The 17,131-nt window shown below is 64.5% G+C and carries 12 protein-coding genes; 3 read left to right on the top strand and 9 right to left on the bottom strand.

Translation table 11 applies throughout. The features are described 5' to 3' along the window. The first annotated feature begins 98 nt into the window (after positions 1–98). Genes ACEW8N_RS14830 through ACEW8N_RS14820 form a run of 3 tightly spaced genes read left to right on the top strand, consistent with a single transcriptional unit; the run spans position 99 to position 6,012 of the window. Positions 99–1,307 (top strand): efflux RND transporter periplasmic adaptor subunit, encoded by a 1,209-nt coding sequence (locus tag ACEW8N_RS14830; RefSeq protein WP_373500615.1) that lies wholly within the window; start codon positions 99–101, stop codon positions 1,305–1,307. After that, entirely contained in the window at positions 1,304–4,393 is a 3,090-nt protein-coding gene (locus tag ACEW8N_RS14825; RefSeq protein WP_373500614.1) for an efflux RND transporter permease subunit, read from the top strand. Before ACEW8N_RS14830 ends, ACEW8N_RS14825 begins: the two co-directional genes overlap by 4 nt. After that, complete coding sequence (locus tag ACEW8N_RS14820; protein ID WP_373500613.1) at positions 4,390–6,012, top strand: TolC family protein; 1,623 nt, start codon at positions 4,390–4,392, stop codon at positions 6,010–6,012. Before ACEW8N_RS14825 ends, ACEW8N_RS14820 begins: the two co-directional genes overlap by 4 nt. A gap of 12 nt (positions 6,013–6,024) precedes the next feature. Here the strand turns inward: ACEW8N_RS14820 and ACEW8N_RS14815 are convergent, their stop codons facing one another. From ACEW8N_RS14815 to ACEW8N_RS14775, 9 genes are all read right to left on the bottom strand, one after another. After that, entirely contained in the window at positions 6,025–7,887 is a 1,863-nt protein-coding gene (locus ACEW8N_RS14815) for an SLC13 family permease (RefSeq protein WP_373500612.1), read from the bottom strand. 58 nt (positions 7,888–7,945) lie between these two features. Beyond that, positions 7,946–8,284: a type II toxin-antitoxin system PemK/MazF family toxin gene (locus tag ACEW8N_RS14810; RefSeq protein ID WP_373500611.1), complete on the bottom strand. Its 339-nt coding sequence runs from the start codon at positions 8,282–8,284 to the stop codon at positions 7,946–7,948. Beyond that, positions 8,269–8,511 carry a ribbon-helix-helix domain-containing protein gene (locus tag ACEW8N_RS14805; RefSeq protein WP_373500610.1) on the bottom strand — a complete coding sequence of 81 codons (243 nt, stop codon included), beginning with the start codon at positions 8,509–8,511 and terminating at the stop codon, positions 8,269–8,271. Before ACEW8N_RS14805 ends, ACEW8N_RS14810 begins: the two co-directional genes overlap by 16 nt. A gap of 271 nt (positions 8,512–8,782) precedes the next feature. After that, complete coding sequence (locus ACEW8N_RS14800; RefSeq protein WP_373500609.1) at positions 8,783–10,855, bottom strand: hypothetical protein; 2,073 nt, start codon at positions 10,853–10,855, stop codon at positions 8,783–8,785. A gap of 108 nt (positions 10,856–10,963) precedes the next feature. Continuing rightward, complete coding sequence (gene tsaA / locus ACEW8N_RS14795; RefSeq protein WP_373500608.1) at positions 10,964–11,410, bottom strand: tRNA (N6-threonylcarbamoyladenosine(37)-N6)-methyltransferase TrmO; 447 nt, start codon at positions 11,408–11,410, stop codon at positions 10,964–10,966. A 30-nt stretch (positions 11,411–11,440) separates the two neighbouring features. Then, positions 11,441–12,283, bottom strand: a complete 843-nt coding sequence (gene panB / locus ACEW8N_RS14790) for a 3-methyl-2-oxobutanoate hydroxymethyltransferase (RefSeq protein ID WP_373500607.1) — start codon at positions 12,281–12,283, stop codon at positions 11,441–11,443. Between the two features lie 184 nt (positions 12,284–12,467). Then, positions 12,468–13,397: a ketopantoate reductase family protein gene (locus ACEW8N_RS14785; protein ID WP_373500606.1), complete on the bottom strand. Its 930-nt coding sequence runs from the start codon at positions 13,395–13,397 to the stop codon at positions 12,468–12,470. Positions 13,398–13,568: 171 nt separating this feature from the next. Further along, positions 13,569–16,535 (bottom strand): insulinase family protein, encoded by a 2,967-nt coding sequence (locus tag ACEW8N_RS14780; RefSeq protein ID WP_373500605.1) that lies wholly within the window; start codon positions 16,533–16,535, stop codon positions 13,569–13,571. Between the two features lie 42 nt (positions 16,536–16,577). Further along, a complete protein-coding gene (locus ACEW8N_RS14775; RefSeq protein ID WP_373500604.1) occupies positions 16,578–16,949 on the bottom strand; it encodes a hypothetical protein in 372 nt (123 codons plus the stop codon). Positions 16,950–17,131 lie beyond the last annotated feature (182 nt).

Raw genomic sequence — 17,131 nt, 5'->3', positions numbered from 1 at the left:
TCGGCATGTGTTACTGGATGCACTTTCAACAGGTGTGCAACCCACGACAAAGCCCGCCGTCCGGTATGGCGGAAGCGGAAACAAACGGTGATGTTTTGATGAAATCAATCGGCGCAAGGCTCCTGGCGGTTCTGCTCATCGGCGCGGCGGCCGCCCTGGGTTGGATGATCTTCAGCCGGATTCAGGAACAGGGTGCTTCCAGCGCACGCAATGAAGCCGCGGACCCCACCCCGGTGTCGGCGGCCCCGATTACGCGCGGCCCCATCGCCCTGCGGCGGACTTTCAGCGGCACGCTGGCGGCCCATGCGATGTTCGTGGCCGCCCCCAAGGTGAGCGGACGCATCGAGCGGATGCTCGTCGATCTCGCCGACCCTGTCCGGCGCGGCCAGGTCGTCGCCGAACTGGACGATGGGGAGTATATCCAGGCCGTGGCCGAGGCCCGGGCCGATCTGGCCGTGGCCCGGGCCACCCTCGCCGAGGCGGGGAGCGCCCTGGAGATTGCCACCCGGGAGCTGCGCCGTATCGAGACGCTGCTCAAGCGGGGGGTTGCGTCGGATGCGCAGATGGATACGGCAAAAGCAGGCCGGCTCGCGAAACAGGCCCAGCTCGAGGTCGCCAGTGCCCAGGTGACCCGAGCCCAGGCATCCCTGGAGGCGGCGAACATCCGGCTCGGGTACACAAGGATGACCGCCGAGTGGTCGGGTCCGGACCCGGCGCGGGTGGTGGCCGAGCGCCATGCCGGCGAGGGCGACACGGTCTCGGCCAACACCCCGCTGCTCACCATCGTCGACCTGGATCCCATCACCGCGGTCATCTATGTCACCGAGAAGGACTACGCGAGCCTGCGGCCCGGCGAGGCCGTCTCCCTGACGACGGACGCCTACCCGGACGAGGCCTTTTCCGGGCGGATCGACCGGATCGCCCCCGTCTTCCGGGAGGCCACGCGCCAGGCGAGGGTCGAACTGACGGTGGAGAATGCCCGGCAGCGGCTCAAGCCCGGCATGTTCATCCGGGCCACGGCGGTGCTGGAGAGCCTGGCGGACGCCGTCATCGTTCCGGATCGGGCGCTCACCACGCGTGACGGCCGGTCCGGGGTGTTTGTGGTGAGCGGGGACGGCCGGTCCGTCGCGTGGCGGACGGTGACGGTTGGCATCCGGGAGGGGGAGCGGGTCCAGGTGACCGGCGAGGGGCTGTCCGGACGGGTCGTGACCCTGGGCCAGCATCTTCTGGAGGACGGCGCAGCCGTCACCATCGCCGACGGGATCACCGGCCCGGCCGCCGCCGGGGAGGAAGCGGGGCGTCCATGAACCTGCCCGGCTTCAGCGTGAGACGGCCCATCCTCACCACCATGGTGACCCTCATCATCGTCATCCTCGGGGCGGTTTCCCTGAGCCGGCTGCGCATCGACCTCCTCCCCGACGTGGAACTGCCCACCGTCACCGTCCGTACGGAGTACGAAGGGGCGAGCCCCGAGGTGATGGAGCGGCTGGTCACCCAGGTCATCGAGGAGATCACGGCCACAGTGCCGGGCGTGGCGGAGATCTCATCGACCTCCTCCGAGGGCAACAGCACCATTCGGGTCAGCTTCGTCTGGGGAACGAACATCGACACCGCGGCCCTCGACGTGCAGGGCAAGATCGAGGACCAGATCGGGAGCCTGCCCGAGGAGGTGAACCGGCCCCGGGTCACCAAGTTCGACATCGCCCGCTTCCCCGTGGTGCTCCTGGGCGTTTCGAGCACCCTCGATCCCATGGAGCTCACGGATCTCATCGAGGACCAGGTCCGGTACCGCTTTGCGCGCATTCCGGGCGTGGCCCAGGTGGACATCCTGGGCGGGTTCGACCGGGAGGTCCGGATCGAGCTGGATCCCGGCCGCATCCAGGCCCTGGGCATCCCGCTCAACCGGATCATCGACGCCGTCGAGAACGCCAATATCGACCTCCCGGCCGGCCAGCTTGAGCAGGGCCTCCACAAGGTCACCCTCCGGGCCCCCGCCGAGTTCACCAGCCTCGACCAGATCCGCAGCACCGTCATCCACCGCAGCGACGGCGCCGTGGTGACCCTGGGCCAGGTCGCCGACGTCAGGGACACCTATCAGAAACGGACCCGAGTCATCCGGGTCAACGGGGAGCCCGGCCTGCGGGTGGCCATCCGCAAGCAGGCCGACGCCAACACCGTCGAGGTCGCCAAACGGGTCCTGGCCGAAATCGAGGCGGTCAACGCGGCCTTCCCCCGGATCCGGATCGTCCCGGTGATCAACCAGGGCAACTTCATCGAACGATCCATCGCCAACGTCGCCCGGTCGGTGCTTTACGGCGGCGGGCTGGCGGTCGCGGTGCTCCTTTTTTTCCTGCGCAGCATCCCGAGCACCGTCGTCATCTCCCTGTCCATCCCCATCTCCGTCATCGCGACCTTCACACTGATCTACTTCGGAGGGCTCACCCTGAACCTCATGACCCTGGGCGGTCTGGCCCTGGGGGTCGGGATGATGGTCGACAGCTCCGTGGTGGTCCTGGACAACATCGTCCGGCGTGCCCAGGAAACTCATGAACCGACTGCCATCGCGGCGATCAACGGCGCGCAGGAGGTCGCATCGGCCATCACGGCGAGCACCATCACCACCCTGGTGGTCTTTCTCCCCCTGGCCTTTGTCCGGGGCGTTTCCGGCATCCTCTTCCAGGAATTGGCCTACGTGATCATCTTCTCGCTGATCTGCTCCCTCCTGGTCTCCCTGAGCCTGGCGCCGATGCTGGCCTCCCGGCTTCTCGGGTCTCCCCGGCGTGCAGGGCTGCGCAGTCCGCGGGCGGACAGATGGCGCGCCGCGGCGGACGCCTTCTTCACCGGCCTCGACAACGGCTACCGGAGCCTGATCCAGTGGGTCCTGAACCACCGTCTCCTGACCGTCGGCGCGTCCGCGGCCGCCTTTTTTGCGAGCCTGATGCTGGTGCCCATGATCGGGACCGAATTCCTCCCGCCCAGCGACGAAGGGGAGGTGCGCGTGACGGGCGAGATGGAGATCGGCATCCGGCTGGATCTGCTCGATCAACAGGTCCGGCTCCTGGAAAAGATCGTTTACGCCGCCGTTCCCGAAACCATCGCCTCGGTGGCCAGCATGGGGGCATCCGGGTGGCGGCCCGACCAGGCCTCCCAGGGGGAGATCCGCCTCTCCCTGGTGCCCGCCTCCCGCCGGAAACGGTCCAACGTGGAGATCGCGACGGACCTGCGGCAGCGGCTGGCCGGCCAAATCCCGGGCATGGTCGTCCGTACCTTCGCGCCCCAGGGGCAGATCCTGCTGGAGCGGCTCCTGAGCGGCGGAGGCCAGGGGCTGACCATCGAGATCCGGGGGTTCGATCTGGAGATCCTGAACGCCTTGAGCGAAAAGGTGGCGGCCGCCGTGTCGGACGTCCCGGGCATCGCGGACCTCGACATCAGCCAGGCGGCGGGGGTGCCCCAGATGGAGATCCAGGTGGACCGCGCCAAGATCGCGGATCTCGGTCTCACCGTGCGCGACGTGACCGAGGTGCTGGACACCGCGGTGGCCGGTTCCCGGGCCGGCGAGTATCGGACGGGCGGCAATTCCTACCGTATCTTCGTGCAGCTCCAGGATGTTGAAAAACTCTCTTTGGATGAAATCCTCGACTTCACCCTGACGGCGGCGTCCGGCGAGCCGGTGGCCCTGAGAAACCTGGTCGCGACCCAAGAAAACCGGGGGCCCGTCGTCATCGACCGGAAAGGCCAGCAGCGGATCGTGACCTTCAACGCCAACGTGACGGACCGCGACCCGGGCTCCGTGGCCGGGGAGGTGCAGGCGCGCCTGACCCGGATCCCCCGGCCGGTGGGGTATGATCTCACGGTGACCGGCAATTTCGAGGAGCAGCAGAAGGCCTTTCGCGACCTGATGCTCTCCCTGGTCCTGGCGCTGGTCTTCGTCTACATGGTGCTGGCCTGCCAGTATGAATCCCTGCGGGACCCCGTGATCGTGATGGTGTCCGCGCCGGTGGCGGCGGTGGGGGTGCTCCTGACCCTCTTCCTGACCGGGACCACCCTGAATCTCCAGTCCGCCATCGGCTGCATCATGCTGGGGGGGATCGTCGTCAACAACGCCATCCTGCTGGTGGACCAGGCGTCACGGCTGGTCCGACAGGGGATGGGCGTCCGCGAGTCCGTGGCCGAAGCCGGCAGGCGAAGGCTGAGACCCATCCTCATGACCACCCTCACCACCATCCTGGCCCTGGTGCCCCTGGCCCTGGGCATCGGAGAGGGCGCCGACGCCCAGGCCCCCCTGGCCCGGGCCGTGGTGGGAGGCCTCACCGGCTCCACCGTGATCACCCTGGTGCTCATTCCCGCGGTCTACTCCCTCTTCCACCCGGACCCCGAAGGAGATGCCCCTTGACCCCCCGCCGCTTCGGATCGCTATGGTTGACGCTGCCGCTGGTCTGGGCGGTGCTGGCCGGCGGATGCATGCCGCCGGACCGCTGGCCCGCCCTTCAGCCCGATTTCGACCGGGCCGCCCGCCGGGACGAGGGGGACCCCGTCGTGGTTCCCGATGCCCTGCAGCCCCGGCTCGCGCGGGAGCCCGCATTTGAACTGCCCGATGAAGGCCCCATTGCCCTTTCCGTGGAACAGGCCCTGATGGCGGCCCTCCGGAACAACCGGGATCTGCGGGTGCGCGAACTCAACCCCGTGATTGCCGGCGCCTTCGAGCAGATCGAGCGAGGGGCCTACGACGCCGAGGTGTTCGGGGAATTTGAATACAACGAGGAGGAGGCCAGCGAGGTCTCCAGGTCCACCGCCACCCAGTTCGGCGTCGAGGGGCGGGACACCGCCGCCGCGATGGGAATCCGCCGGCAGCTTCCGACGGGAACGCGCCTCGAGGGCTCCGTTTCTCAGGAGCGCAGCATCTCCAACCGCTCGCCGGAGCAGCAGGTCGCGCGGCTCGGACTGAGCGTCACCCAGTCCCTGCTCCGGGGGTTCGGCCCGGCCGTCAACCTGGTGAGCATCCGCCAGGCCGAGCTCGACACCGTGGCCAGCATTCATGAGCTGAGGGGGTTCACCGAGGCCCTCGTGGCCGATACGGAGACCGCCTACTGGAACCTGGCCCTGGCGGCGAAGGAGATCGCCATCTTCGAGCGGTCCCTGGCCGTGGCCAGGCAGCAGCTCGACGAGGTGGCGCAGCGCATCGAGGTGGGCATTCTGCCTGAGGTGGACGCCCCGGCCGCCCGCGCGGAGGTCGCCCGCCGCGAGCAGGCCCTCATCGATGCCCGGAGCCAGCTTACGGAGCGCCGCCTCAGGCTCCTGCGCCTCATCAACCCGGAACCCGACGAGCTGCTCGACCGCAGCGTCGCTGCCGTCACCGAACCGTCCATTGTTCCCATAGCTGTTTCGGATCTCGAAGACCGCATCCGGCTTGCGGAAAAGCTGCGGCCCGACCTGAACGAGGCGCGCCTCCGCCTGGAGCAGAACCGCCTGGAAACCATCGTGACCCGCAACGGCCTCCTGCCCATGCTGGACCTGTTCGTGGTGCTCGGCAAGACCGGCTTCGCCGACACGTTTTCGGATTCGTTTCGCGAGATGAGCGGGGACACCTACGATTTCGCCGCGGGCGTCAGCCTGCGCCAATATCTCGGCAACCGGGCCGCCAAAGCGCGCCACGAGGCGGCCCGGGCCTCCCGCAGGCAGTCGGCCGAAGCGGTGGAAAACCTCCGGCAGCTGATCCGCCTCGACGTCCGCCTTGCCGCCAACGAGGTGGAACGCACCCGGCAGCAGATTTCGGCCTCCAGGGTGACCCGCGAGTTCGAGGAGCAGACCGTCCGGGCCGAAAGGGAGCGGTATGCGGTGGGCGCGAGCACCGCCCTGCTGGTGGCCCAGGCCCAGCGGGATCTTCTCGTCAGCCAGATCGCCGAGGTCCGGGCCGTCGTCAACTACCGCATCGCGCTGGTATCCCTCCACCTGGCCGAGGGCAGCCTGCTCGAGCGTCGGGGGGTGCGGATGGCCGGCGGGGAAACCCCGTGACCCCGGCCGGGACTATGCGTGGATGCCGTAGAAGAAATAGAGCATGGTCATGACCACCGCGATGAAAATGAGCGACATGCCGGTGCCGGCCCGGACGTAGTCCTTGACGCGGTAGCCGCCCGGCTTCATGATCAGGGCGTTGACCTGGTGGGTGGGCAGAATGAAGGTGTTGGAGGCGGCAATGGCCACCAGCAGCGCCGCCATTCGCGGATCGGCGCCGCACTGGAGGGCCATGTTCATGGCCAGGGGGATCATGAGGACGGTGGCCCCGACGTTGGAGGTCACGAGGGTGAAGAAGGAGGTCAGCAGCCCGATCACCAGGAATAAGATGAGCGGCGTCAGAAAGCCCTGGAGGGCGCCGGTGATGGCGGTGGAAAGGTACATGGCCGCGCCGGTCTTCTCAAAGGCGAGCCCTAACGGGATCAGCCCCGCCAGCAGAAAGACCGTCATCCAGTCGACGCTCCGGTAGGCTTCATCCAGGGAGAGCACGCGCGTGAGGATCATCCCCACGGCGCCGGTGAGCAGCGCAATGGAGAGCTGGACCTTGAATCCCAGCGCAAGGACAAGGGCAAGGACCAGGCAGCCGACGGCAAATCCCGCTTTTTCCGGGTGCTGGATCTCCCCCTGAACATGCTCGGTGAAGGCCAGGTCCGGCTTTCTCTGGAGGATATGGAATTTTTCCCACTCCCCCTGGAGCAGGAAGGCGTCTCCGGGCTGAATTTTGGTTTCCGAGATGTCTTCGAGCTGGACCTGGTTCTTGCGGTACAGGGCCAGGGGGTTGACCTGATACCGTTTCCTGAAATAGACCTCGTGGAGGGTCTTTCCGACCAGCTCCGACCGGGGCGTGACAATGGCCTCGGTGATGCCTGCAACATCCGGGCTCAGGACCTCGTTGAGCTTGTCCAGTTCGTCGCAGAGGGTCCACCCCATGTCCGCGGCGAGTTTTTCCGCATGCTCCCGGTTGCTGATGAGGCCGACCACGTCTCCGGGTTCGATGATGTCGGCCCGGGCGGGCACGGTCACCTTGTAGCGCCCCTCCCGCTTGCAGATGCAGATGACGGTGGAATGATAAAGCGGTCGGATCCTGAGTTCGTCCAGCCGGCGGGTCACAAAGGTTCTGGGGACGTGGAGCTCGTAGGCCCTCTGGATCTCCTCACCATAGGCGCATTCGAGATCGTTCTTCAGGATGCAGCCCGAGGTCTCTTCGCAGTTGACCTCCGGCAGGACGGTTTTCCCGAAAATCACGAAGTAGAGAATCGCGGACACGACCAGGGCGATCCCGATGGGCGCGACGCTGAAGAGCCCGAAGGGTTCGAAGGCCTTTCCCTCCAGGACCGCCGCGCTGCCGGACCACCAGGCGGCCATGAGGTCGTTGAGAAGGATGAGCGGGCTGGAGCCCACGAGGGTGACGCATCCGCCGATCACGGCGCAGTAGCCCATGGGGATCAGTATTCTCGAGATGGGCACATTGAGCTGCCGGCAGATCCGGTTGGCCGCCGGAAGGAACAGGGCCGCGGCGCCGATATTCTGCATGAAACTGGAGATGAACGCCACGGTCCCGGCGATCAGGGCCATGATCCGTCGTTCGCTCTTCCCGGCGAACCGGATGATGTGGCGGGCGAAAACATTCATGACCCCGGTTTTGTCCAGACCCTCGCCGATGATGATGACCGCGATAATGGAGACCACGGCATTGGAGCTGAGCCCGCTGATGGCCATGGACGCTTCGATGACGCCCGAAAGCGGCAGGAGGATCATCATCAGGAGCCCGACCATGTCGACCCGGAGGATGTCAAAGATGAACAAGCAGGTGACGCATATCAGAAAACCGAAAACGATGATCATGTCTGACGTCAGTGCAAGGGGCGCTGTCATGGTCTTGTCATCCTCCAGGGCTTCAGGCGCAAAGTGCGAAAATCCCCCGGCTGCCCGGTTACCCGCCGATGATTTCATTCAGGCCCTCGATGATGAGGGCCATTTCTTCATCAGATACATTTGCCAATTTATTGCCAATACGTTTTACGGAAAGTGTGCGGATCTGGCTGATTTTGACCCAGGACGGTTTGGGAAGCTTGGATGCTGAAAGTTCCAGAGTCAGGGGAAAATTTGCTCGTTGGGGCTGACTTGTGATCGCTAACGCAATTACAGTTCCTGAGCGTTCATTAAATACGTTTTGGCTTAAAATGAGAACAGGGCGCAAGCCGCCCTGTTCACTGCCGATAACGGGGTTTAAATCTGCCCAGTAAATATTTCCCCTCAATATTCCGGCCATTCTTCCATCTCCACTGAAAAACCCTCTTCCGCGATAGATTGCTCCAACTTTGGATCAAGTTTGGCACACTCCTGGGCCAGGCGGGTTTTTCCAAGACGAACCAGTTTCTCTGTAACCGCTTCCTGGATGGCCTTGCTCCTGTTCTTGAAATATTTCGATTTAACAAGAATATCAATTTGTTTTAGTATCTTGTCGTCTATTGTGATTGCAATTTTGGATGCTGCCATTTTTATCACCTCCAGTATGACGATATATCATACCGGAGCGATTTTCAAGCATTTTTTAGATGGGTTAACACCGGACATTCCGTCAGGCCGTGTGCTGAAATTGCTGATGAGACTCTCGCCGGCATACCGCCTGAAAACCGGTCTGAATCAAATTCAGACGCCAATCGGCCGGCGATTCGAGGGCAAGGGTACAAGATCTGCGATGCAGCGCGGCTCATTTTTTCATCCAAGAGTTCGCGGCACCCAAGCATTGAGATGCAGTCGCGCTTTTTCACTCCGCGATCCGCTGCCGCAAATTGATCCGCGAAGAGGCAGTGCTCTGGAACTTGACATCGGCCTTGGACGTGTCTTTCCCCAGAATGCGGGCGAGCGTCGCCTTCACCGTGGCTTCGTCATCGTCGAAGTCGCCATGGTGGACGGAACGGGATGCATCGGCGGAGCCGGTGGGCGCCGTGTTGGGGGAAAGCAGCCAGGCCGTGTCGCGTTGGACGGTGCCGTCGAACAGCTTGCGGAGTTCCTCGTCAGCACGGATGAACTTCTCCATCCCCAGGATGGCATCGCCGCTGGGCCGGAAGACGGGAACGCGCGGCTTATCCTCGAAGGCGTTGGATACCAGATAGAGCAGGGATTTGTTGTAGATCCTGGCGCAGTTGTCATCCCGCTCCGCCTTGTCGGTCAGCGTGAAGAGCGTGAACGTGCCGATGCCGCCAAGTTTGAGGGCCGGCAGATAGGACTCCTTGAACAGCTTGGTTGTGCAGGCGGGGGCCCACAGCGTGCAGGTCTGGATCTTCAGGCCCAGACCGTTGACTTTCGACGCTGCCAGGGGGCCCTTTTTGATGCGGCCCGTCGCGCTGAGGTACTGTACCAGGGGGGCGTGGAAGATGCTGCCGGCGCTATGCCCGACCAGATGGATTTCCATCTCCGGGAACCGCGCTGCCATCAGCGCGATCTCGTCCGCCGCCAGGCGTGCGCCGCCGCCGGCCGTGGTCGTGGCCCGAAGCGCGTTCTCCTTCATCTCGTCCCATGCCGCCTTTCCGGTGAACAGGCGCGCAATCGGCTCCAGGGCGTCGTCCAGGCGATCCAGCATGAAATCCTTTGCATCATCGATGATGCCCTCCGGGCGCCGCCGGCTTGCCGCGTCCTGGAGCATGTTGGTCAGGGTCGACCAGTAATCGCTCTTCCAGATGAATGCCAGGGGATAGCACTCTGTTTCCACCATCACCTTCCGGTAGTCGGACACCCGCTGGATCGCCGCTTCCTCCCCCACCAGCCCGCCGTGGGCATAGAGCACCAACCGTTTTTTCTTCCATCCGTCGGTGATGCGCGGGAAGTCGTTGCGTAAAATTTCCCGGACCAGGTCCGCCGACGTGCCGATATCGCCCCGGTCGTCAAGCTGGCCGTCGTTTTTCAGGCTGATGACATGCGGGCGGATCTCGTTGTACTGGTAGGCTTTGGACCGCACGGCACCGGCGGCAGACAGCCCGGCCGACCGCGTCGCTTCCGGAAGGTTCACGGGCACGCCAAGCCGGGCAACCCACACGTCGGTGCCGTTGGCAAGCCAGTCTTCATAGGAGACGTGGGCGAATCCCTCGCTGCCCCATTTCGTGCCCCAGGAATTCTGAATCCAGAACCCGTCCTGGTCATAGGCGACGATGGCAAAGGCGTGGCCGCCCAGGCTCCCCTCCTCGAAGGGAATGCGGCCGTCCTGCCCGGCATTTTCCCAGCCGGTATGGACATTGGCGCTGGCGTAGAGCACCCCGACCTCCGTAATGGCGGCGTGCATGGCGACCAGGCTCTTGTGATTCACCCGGAAATACGCCCCCAGGGGCCGCCGCGCGGCATCGACCGCCATGTCGTGACTCAAGACCTGTGGCGCGCTGGACCCTGCCATCCAGATTCCGTCGGCGCAGACGCCGTGCTTGTACCACCCCTTCATCGCGCCGCGGCAGCTCGATCCCTCATAATCCTCGCCGGCCCACTCGTCGTAGCGGCGGGCCATGGCATAGAGCATCCGCGGGCTGACCAAATCGGTATCGGGAACGATTTTCCGGACGCGCAGGAGGTAGTGGGCTACGGCGGCAAGGCCATAGCCCGTGCAGGCACCCTCACGCCCCTGATCGAGAATCGGCGTTTTTGCCGCGCGATAGTCCGCCAGATCGCGCCGCAGCGGCACCTCGACCAGGGTTGGTACATACATCTGGTCCCGGAAATCGATGCCGTCCGGGCGCGCGTTCAGGACGCGGGGCACACCGCCGCCGGCAGCCTTGGCAACGGCTTTGGCGGATGTCGGCTTGGCCGTTGTGCTTCCCTTGGTTTTTGGTGTTTTGCGAGTCTTTTTTTCCATGTTCCGCCCCTTCTTTTTTGATGTTGAAACACAGATCCATGACACATGGCACGTCATCCAAAAGGTTCGCCCGGCATGGGCGTTGATTCTTGCCTTCGGCCATCGGCATCAGGGTTTCGCGTCGGCCCTGTCCCACGGTTTGTTCGCCCAGTCCGGCACCCGCACGGTCTCCTTGGTCAGTTTGTCGATGGGGATGTAGGCCTTGATGTCGATGACCGGGGTCTGGTCGTAGGCGTCGATCTCGTCGATGTGGATGACGTTGCCCTCGATGCCCGTGATCCGGCAGTGGGTCAGGGCGATGAGATTGGGCCGCAGGGGGGAGTGGGTGGCGAAAACCCCGGTCAACGGGTTGGTCTGGTCCCTTCTCGGGTGGACCATGAGGGTGCCGCGCATCTCCGGGGTGTCGTTCTGGTTGAACCAATAGAGCACCGTGATGTGGGAGAAGCCCTCCAGGCCGTCCATGGCCTCCCGGTAGGCTTCCTGGATCTCGATCCTGGCGGCGTCGCCCTCCTTGTGGATCGTTCCGATGGGGAAAATCTGATAGGATTCGGTCATGCCCCTTCCTTGATGCTTGAGCTTCGGCCGTTACTGGTTTTTATCCATCTTGTCCAGTTCGTCGGTCTTCATGGTGAAGCTGTGCTCCTCCCCGGGAAACCGCCGGTTTTTCACGTCGTCGGCGTAGGCCGAGATGGCCGATGTGATGGTGTCGCTGATCCTGGCGTACTGCTTGACGAACTTCGGGGTGAACCGGTCGAAGAGGCCCACCATGTCGTGGATGACCATCACCTGGCCGTCGCAGTGGACGCCGGCGCCGATGCCGATGGTGGGAATCTCCACCGCCTCGGTGACCATCCTGGCGATGGGCGCGGGGATCGCCTCCAGAACGACGGAGAAGCAGCCCGCCGCCTCCAGGGCCTTGGCGTCGTCGATCAGTGCCCGGGCCGCTTCGGCGCTCTTGCCCTGGACCTTGAAGCCCCCCAGGGCCGAAGCGGTCTGGGGCGTGAGGCCGATGTGGCCCTGGACGGGAGTGCCGGATCGGACGATGGCCTCTGCCACCGGGGCCATACTCCTGCCGCCCTCGAGCTTGATGCAGTCGGCCCGGCCTTCCTTCATCATCCGGTTGGCGTTCTCCACGGCCTTTTCCACCGAGACGTTGTAGGACCCGAAGGGCATGTCGGCCACCACCAGGGCGCTTTTGACCACGCGGCTCACCGCCTTCACGTGGTGGATCATCTCCTCCATGGTGACGGAGATGGTGTCCGGATAGCCCAGGACCACCATCCCGAGGGAGTCCCCCACGAGGATCATGTCGATGCCGCCCCGGTCCACGAGCAGGGCCCAGGGGTAGTCATAGGAGGTCAGCATGGTGATGGGGGGGCCGGTTTTTTTTCTGGCCTTGATGTCGACGACGGTCGTTTTCTGTGTCATGAGGGCTCCTTTTCGGGAATCGGTTGCATGCAGCGCGGCGCCGGGGATCTTTCCCCGCCGGACGATACGAACTCGCGGCCGGAAGGCCTGGCGCGCGGAGGTAAGCTCTGCTCGAACAGGCGTCTCCTCCGGCGGGGAAAGATCCCCGGCACCTGCCTGTTGTGCCGGGCCGGGGTCGGTTGATCTATTCGATCCGATGATCGGCTGTGGCCTCCAGGGCCGCGATCATCTCGGACAGGAACTGGTTGCAGGGAGTGGCCACGCCCAGGGCCGCCCCCTTGTCGACGATGGCCCCGTTGATGACGCCCACTTCGGTCCGGGCGCCCCTCAGGATGTCCTGGAGCATGCTGGCCCGGTTCTCGGCCGTCTTCCGGCAGACCTCCTTTACGTGGGCCAGGGGGTCGCCGTAGGGCAGGGCGATCTTGAGGCGCTCCGCCACGGCCACGGCTTCGGCCACGGCCTGGGCCATGAGGATTTCGCACGCGGGCGTCGCGGCCAGAACGCCGTTGGGGACCCGCAGGATGGCCGCCAGGGAGTTGATCCCGACATTGATGACGAGCTTGCCCCAGATGAGGGTATCGGGGTCCTCGGTTCGGGCCGTGTCGATGCCCGCGTCCCGGAATGCGGCGACAACCTCGGCGACGCCCCGGGTCTCGGGAGACGCCCCGGCGATGAAGGTGGGGCCTTTCCCGGCGTGGCGGACATGCCCCGGCCCGATCATCGTGCCGCCGTGGGAGGTCACTCCCACCAGTGCCCGGGCCGGCCCCAGCACCCGGACGATCTCATCCAGGTTGCCCAGGCCGTTCTGCAGGGTCAGGGCCATGCCTGCCGGCTTCAGCAGGGACTTCGCCTCCGCTACCGCGTCCCGGGTGTCGGGGGACTTGGTGAAGACCACGGCCAGATCGAAATCCGGGGCCAGGGTGTCCGGGTCGGTGGTGCCGTGAAGCCGGAAAATCTCCCGGGTCCCGCCGGCCCCCTCGACGGTCAGGCCGTTTTCCGCGATGGCGGCGATGTGGCGTTCCAGGGGGTCGACGAGTACCACATCCGACGTCGAAGAAAGCATGGCGCCGAAAATGGAGCCCATGGCCCCGGCGCCGATAATCACAATGCGCATGATTTCGATCTCCATTTAATCCTGAATCAAAAAGAGCCGTGCGTATCCCCTCGCCGGAGGAGACGCCTGTTCGAGCAAGGGTTGCTTTCGCACCCTACCCCGGCGGCCGCGAGTTCGTATCGTCCGGCGAGGGGATACGCACGGCGACTCATGCCTCGATATTTTCTTCCGTCAGATCTGATGCAGCGTCAGGGGCCTTTCGGCCAGCTCCGCGTTGGCCGACTTCAATTTCTCCTCGCTGGAGATTACCGCCACGGCCTGGGGCCTGGATCCGCCGTCAAAGTACCGGTCGGCCGCGGCCCGGATCTGATCCGGGTCCACCTCCAGAAGGCGGGCCTTGAATTCCCGCCGCAGGTCGTCGTTCAGTCCAACGAGCTGCCGGATGAATGCCTTCCGGGCGGCCGGCCCGGGCGGGTCGGGCTTGTCGATGTCGGAGCAGACCTGGAGGATCGCCTCCTTGACGTCGTCGTCCGTGAATCTGCCACTCCGGATGAAGGGGCCGGCCTGGTCGTAGACCCGGAGGGTGTTGACGACATGGGGGTCCCGGTAGGAGCCCAGGCAGAACAGGCCGTCCTCGGGGTTGTAGATGGAGAACCCGCCGTAGGCCCCGCCCTTTTCCCGGATCTCCCGGTGGAGATAGAGGCTGCGGAGCATCTTGCCGATGACGGCCAGGGCCGGCGCGTCGGGGTGCCCCATGGCCGCGGTTTCAAAGCTCCTGGCCACGAACGAGACCGCCGTCCCAGTGCTCCAGCCTTCCCGGGGAACCGCCCCCGCCGGGGCCACGGCCTCCGGAGCGGCAAAGCCGCCGCCGTTCCGATCTTCAAGTCCCGCGATCAATCCGGATACCGGCGAAACCGCCGCCGCAAGGGCAGAATCCTCCCCGACCAGCGCGATCTTGAGGTTCTTCCGGGTGAAGATCGCCCGGCCGATGGCCACGAGCCGGCCGGAAATCTCCGCCAGGCGGGTCTCCGTGAGGTCCTCGGTGAGGTCTTTGATGGCCCTGAGCTGATGCACGCCCTGCCAGGTCTCGCTCAAGGCCCGGGAGACCGAGAAGTTGCGGGAGGCGAGGGAGATGGCCAGGCTGTGCCCGTTGCGGACGATCATCGATTCCATGTTGGCCCGGTATTCCAGGAAGAGCGTTTTGAGCCGGGCAAGGTCCGCAAAATTGAAATGGTGGAGCAACTCCGCCAGGATGTCGAACATCTTGTCCTGGTTGCGCACGAGGCACTTGCCGCTCAGGGTGACAAAGGGCAGGCAGGCCCGTTCCCCGCCGTACCGGGTCCGGGTGTGGGCCGAAAGCCCGACCCCGCCCGTGACCATGTCGAGCAGGCGGGCAAGCTCCGCATAATCCCTTTTTGCGGTGCCGATTTTGGGAAAGGCGTAGCAGAAAAAGGGCACCAGCGGCACCAGGTCACCAGAAACCCCGGCGACGCCCGATGCGGCGGTGAAGTAGAGGATGCCCGACGTGGGCTGGGCATACCATGTCACGGGCCCCGGGCCGAAAGGGGACGCCGGGGCCACGGTCTGGATGGACGGGGGGATGTCCTCGATCTCCAGGGTGGGGAGCACCGAAAGGTCTTCCTCGGTTTCCTGGAGGGCCGTCAGGGCTTCCTGGTCGGCTTCGATGCGCGCCAGCTCGGTCGGGGTGAGGCCCTCCAGGATGCGCGCGAGCTCCGCGGCCGTGCGGGACTCCTCGGCATGGGCCATCTTCTGGTCCGGCACCAGGGTGAAGAGGACCCGGTGGGGGTTGTCGGTCAGGAAGCGCCGGATGGCCTCCTCGAAGACCCTCTCCGCGGCAAGGGCCGCCTTGAGCCGGGACAGGTCATCGTCGAAACGGAGGCTCCGGACGGGGTCCGCGCCGTGGAACCAGGGGGCGGAAAATGCCAGCATGAGCTTGAGCCCGTAAGGGTAGGGGCTGTTGGTGACCTCCTTGCGGTGGAATTCGAGCTGGTGGATGGCCGCCTCGATGAGTTCGCCGTCGATGCCCGTCCGGACGAGCTCCGTCAGGGTGTTTAGGATGATCCCCTCGATGGTTCCGGCGTCCCCCGCCTTGACGTCTTTCAGGCCGCAGGCGAAGAGAGTGTCCCGGTTGTCGGCGTCATAGCCGGTGCCGTCGGCGAGGGAAGAGCCCAGGCCGGAGTCGATGAGGGCCTTCCGGAGCGGTGAGGCCGCGTTGCCCATGAGGATCTCGCCCAGGAGGGAGAGGACCAGCACATCGTAAGCCGACTGGATGTCCGCCGTGAGCCAGGCAACGCTGACCTGGTATTTTTTCTCCGGGTCCTCGCTCGGGGAGAGGGGATAGGGGTACGAAACCGTTTTGGGCGCCTGCCAGCGCGGCTGGGTCGGCACGTTGGTGCCGGGATCGATGCGGCTGAACCGGCCGAGGACCTTCTCCTGGATGAAGGCGAGATGGTCCGTGAGGGGAAGATCGCCGTAGGTGTAGAAAAAGGCGTTGCTGGGGTGATAGTGGCGCCGGTGGAACGCCGCAAGCTGCGCGTGGGTGAGCCGCGGGATATCGGAAGGTTCCCCGCCGGAGTTGTTGCGGTAGGTCGTGTCCGGATACAGGGCGTTCATGAGGGAGCGCACCATGACCTGGTCGGGGGAGGACATGGCGCCCTTCATCTCGTTGTAGACCACGCCCTTGTAGACCAGCCGGCCGCCCTCCAGTTCCAGGCGGTGACCCTCCTGCTTGAAGTTGAGTTCGGAGAGTTCGGGGTAGAAGGCCGCATCCAGGTAGACGTCCATGAGATTGTAGTAATCCTTCCGGTTCTGGGTGCAGAAAGGGTACATGGTCCAGTCGGATGCGGTGAAGGCGTTCATGAAGGTGTTGAGGCTCCGTTTGATCATGGAAAAGAACGGGTCCCGCACCCGAAATTTCTGCGAGCCGCAGAGGGTGGTGTGTTCCAGGATGTGGGCCACGCCCGTGGAGTCGGTGGGCACCGTCTTGAAGGCCACGCTGAAGGTGTTCTCCCGGTCGTCCCGGCTGATGTGGACGTGTTTTGCCCCGGCGGGGCCATGTTCCAGCGCGATGTAGCGCGCGTTGATCTCCGGCAGATCGACGATGCGGCGGACCTCATGGTCGCCGATGCGATCGCCCTCCTTTACCTCCGGGTGCCGAAATTCCGTTTGAGAGTTCATGGGCATTCCCTCGCTTCCCCCGGTGGGGCTGCCTTCCAGGCCTCACCCCCGGGGGACGATATAGGTTCCGCGGTTGATCCGCTCGATTTTTCCGATTCTGTGCAGCCGGTAGATGATGTTTCGGAGCTTCTTTTCCTCGAATCCGGTGATGTCCTGTATTTTGGCAAAATTGACGCCGTCTTTGAAATCCTCTATCACCGAGAGGACCGCGTCCGAAGCGGCCTGGCTGCTGCCGGACTTGGGCTGGGGACGTCTCACGCGGCTGTTTTCGATGTCCTGTTTGATCAACTGCTCCAGGCGGTCGATCCTGGCCATCAGCCGATCGACGTCCTTTTTGGTCGGAATGCTGTACTCTCGCAGGAATATTCTGACCAGGGCGTTGAGATTGTAGTTTCGCTTTTTTTTGACGGCCATGGGAGATCCTTCCCCGATACCCCTAGTTACGATAACCATTACGGCAGTGGATACAATGCCGCGGTTCGCCGGCGCACGGGCGACCTATGCCCTTCGGGGCGGCGCGGCCGCGGGCGTTTATCTATCCTGATTGCAGGATAAGATATGCGGTTGCAGGGGGAGAATTACTTGAAACGAAGTCA

The sequence above is a fragment of the Desulfococcus sp. genome, from assembly GCF_041737845.1.
Classification (GTDB): domain Bacteria; phylum Desulfobacterota; class Desulfobacteria; order Desulfobacterales; family Desulfococcaceae; genus Desulfococcus.
Note: the sequence above shows the minus strand (reverse complement) of the source record. Positions and strands in the feature narration are given on the sequence as shown.

Coding starts and splice junctions, on each gene's coding strand:
- ACEW8N_RS14830 (WP_373500615.1), top strand. CDS start 99: ATGAAATCAATCGGCGCAAGGCTCCTGGCGGTTCTGCTCATCGGCGCG.
- ACEW8N_RS14825 (WP_373500614.1), top strand. CDS start 1,304: ATGAACCTGCCCGGCTTCAGCGTGAGACGGCCCATCCTCACCACCATG.
- ACEW8N_RS14815 (WP_373500612.1), bottom strand. CDS start 7,887: ATGACAGCGCCCCTTGCACTGACGTCAGACATGATCATCGTTTTCGGT.
- ACEW8N_RS14810 (WP_373500611.1), bottom strand. CDS start 8,284: ATGGCCGGAATATTGAGGGGAAATATTTACTGGGCAGATTTAAACCCC.
- ACEW8N_RS14805 (WP_373500610.1), bottom strand. CDS start 8,511: ATGGCAGCATCCAAAATTGCAATCACAATAGACGACAAGATACTAAAA.
- ACEW8N_RS14800 (WP_373500609.1), bottom strand. CDS start 10,855: ATGGAAAAAAAGACTCGCAAAACACCAAAAACCAAGGGAAGCACAACG.
- tsaA (WP_373500608.1), bottom strand. CDS start 11,410: ATGACCGAATCCTATCAGATTTTCCCCATCGGAACGATCCACAAGGAG.
- panB (WP_373500607.1), bottom strand. CDS start 12,283: ATGACACAGAAAACGACCGTCGTCGACATCAAGGCCAGAAAAAAAACC.
- ACEW8N_RS14785 (WP_373500606.1), bottom strand. CDS start 13,397: ATGCGCATTGTGATTATCGGCGCCGGGGCCATGGGCTCCATTTTCGGC.
- ACEW8N_RS14780 (WP_373500605.1), bottom strand. CDS start 16,535: ATGAACTCTCAAACGGAATTTCGGCACCCGGAGGTAAAGGAGGGCGAT.
- ACEW8N_RS14775 (WP_373500604.1), bottom strand. CDS start 16,949: ATGGCCGTCAAAAAAAAGCGAAACTACAATCTCAACGCCCTGGTCAGA.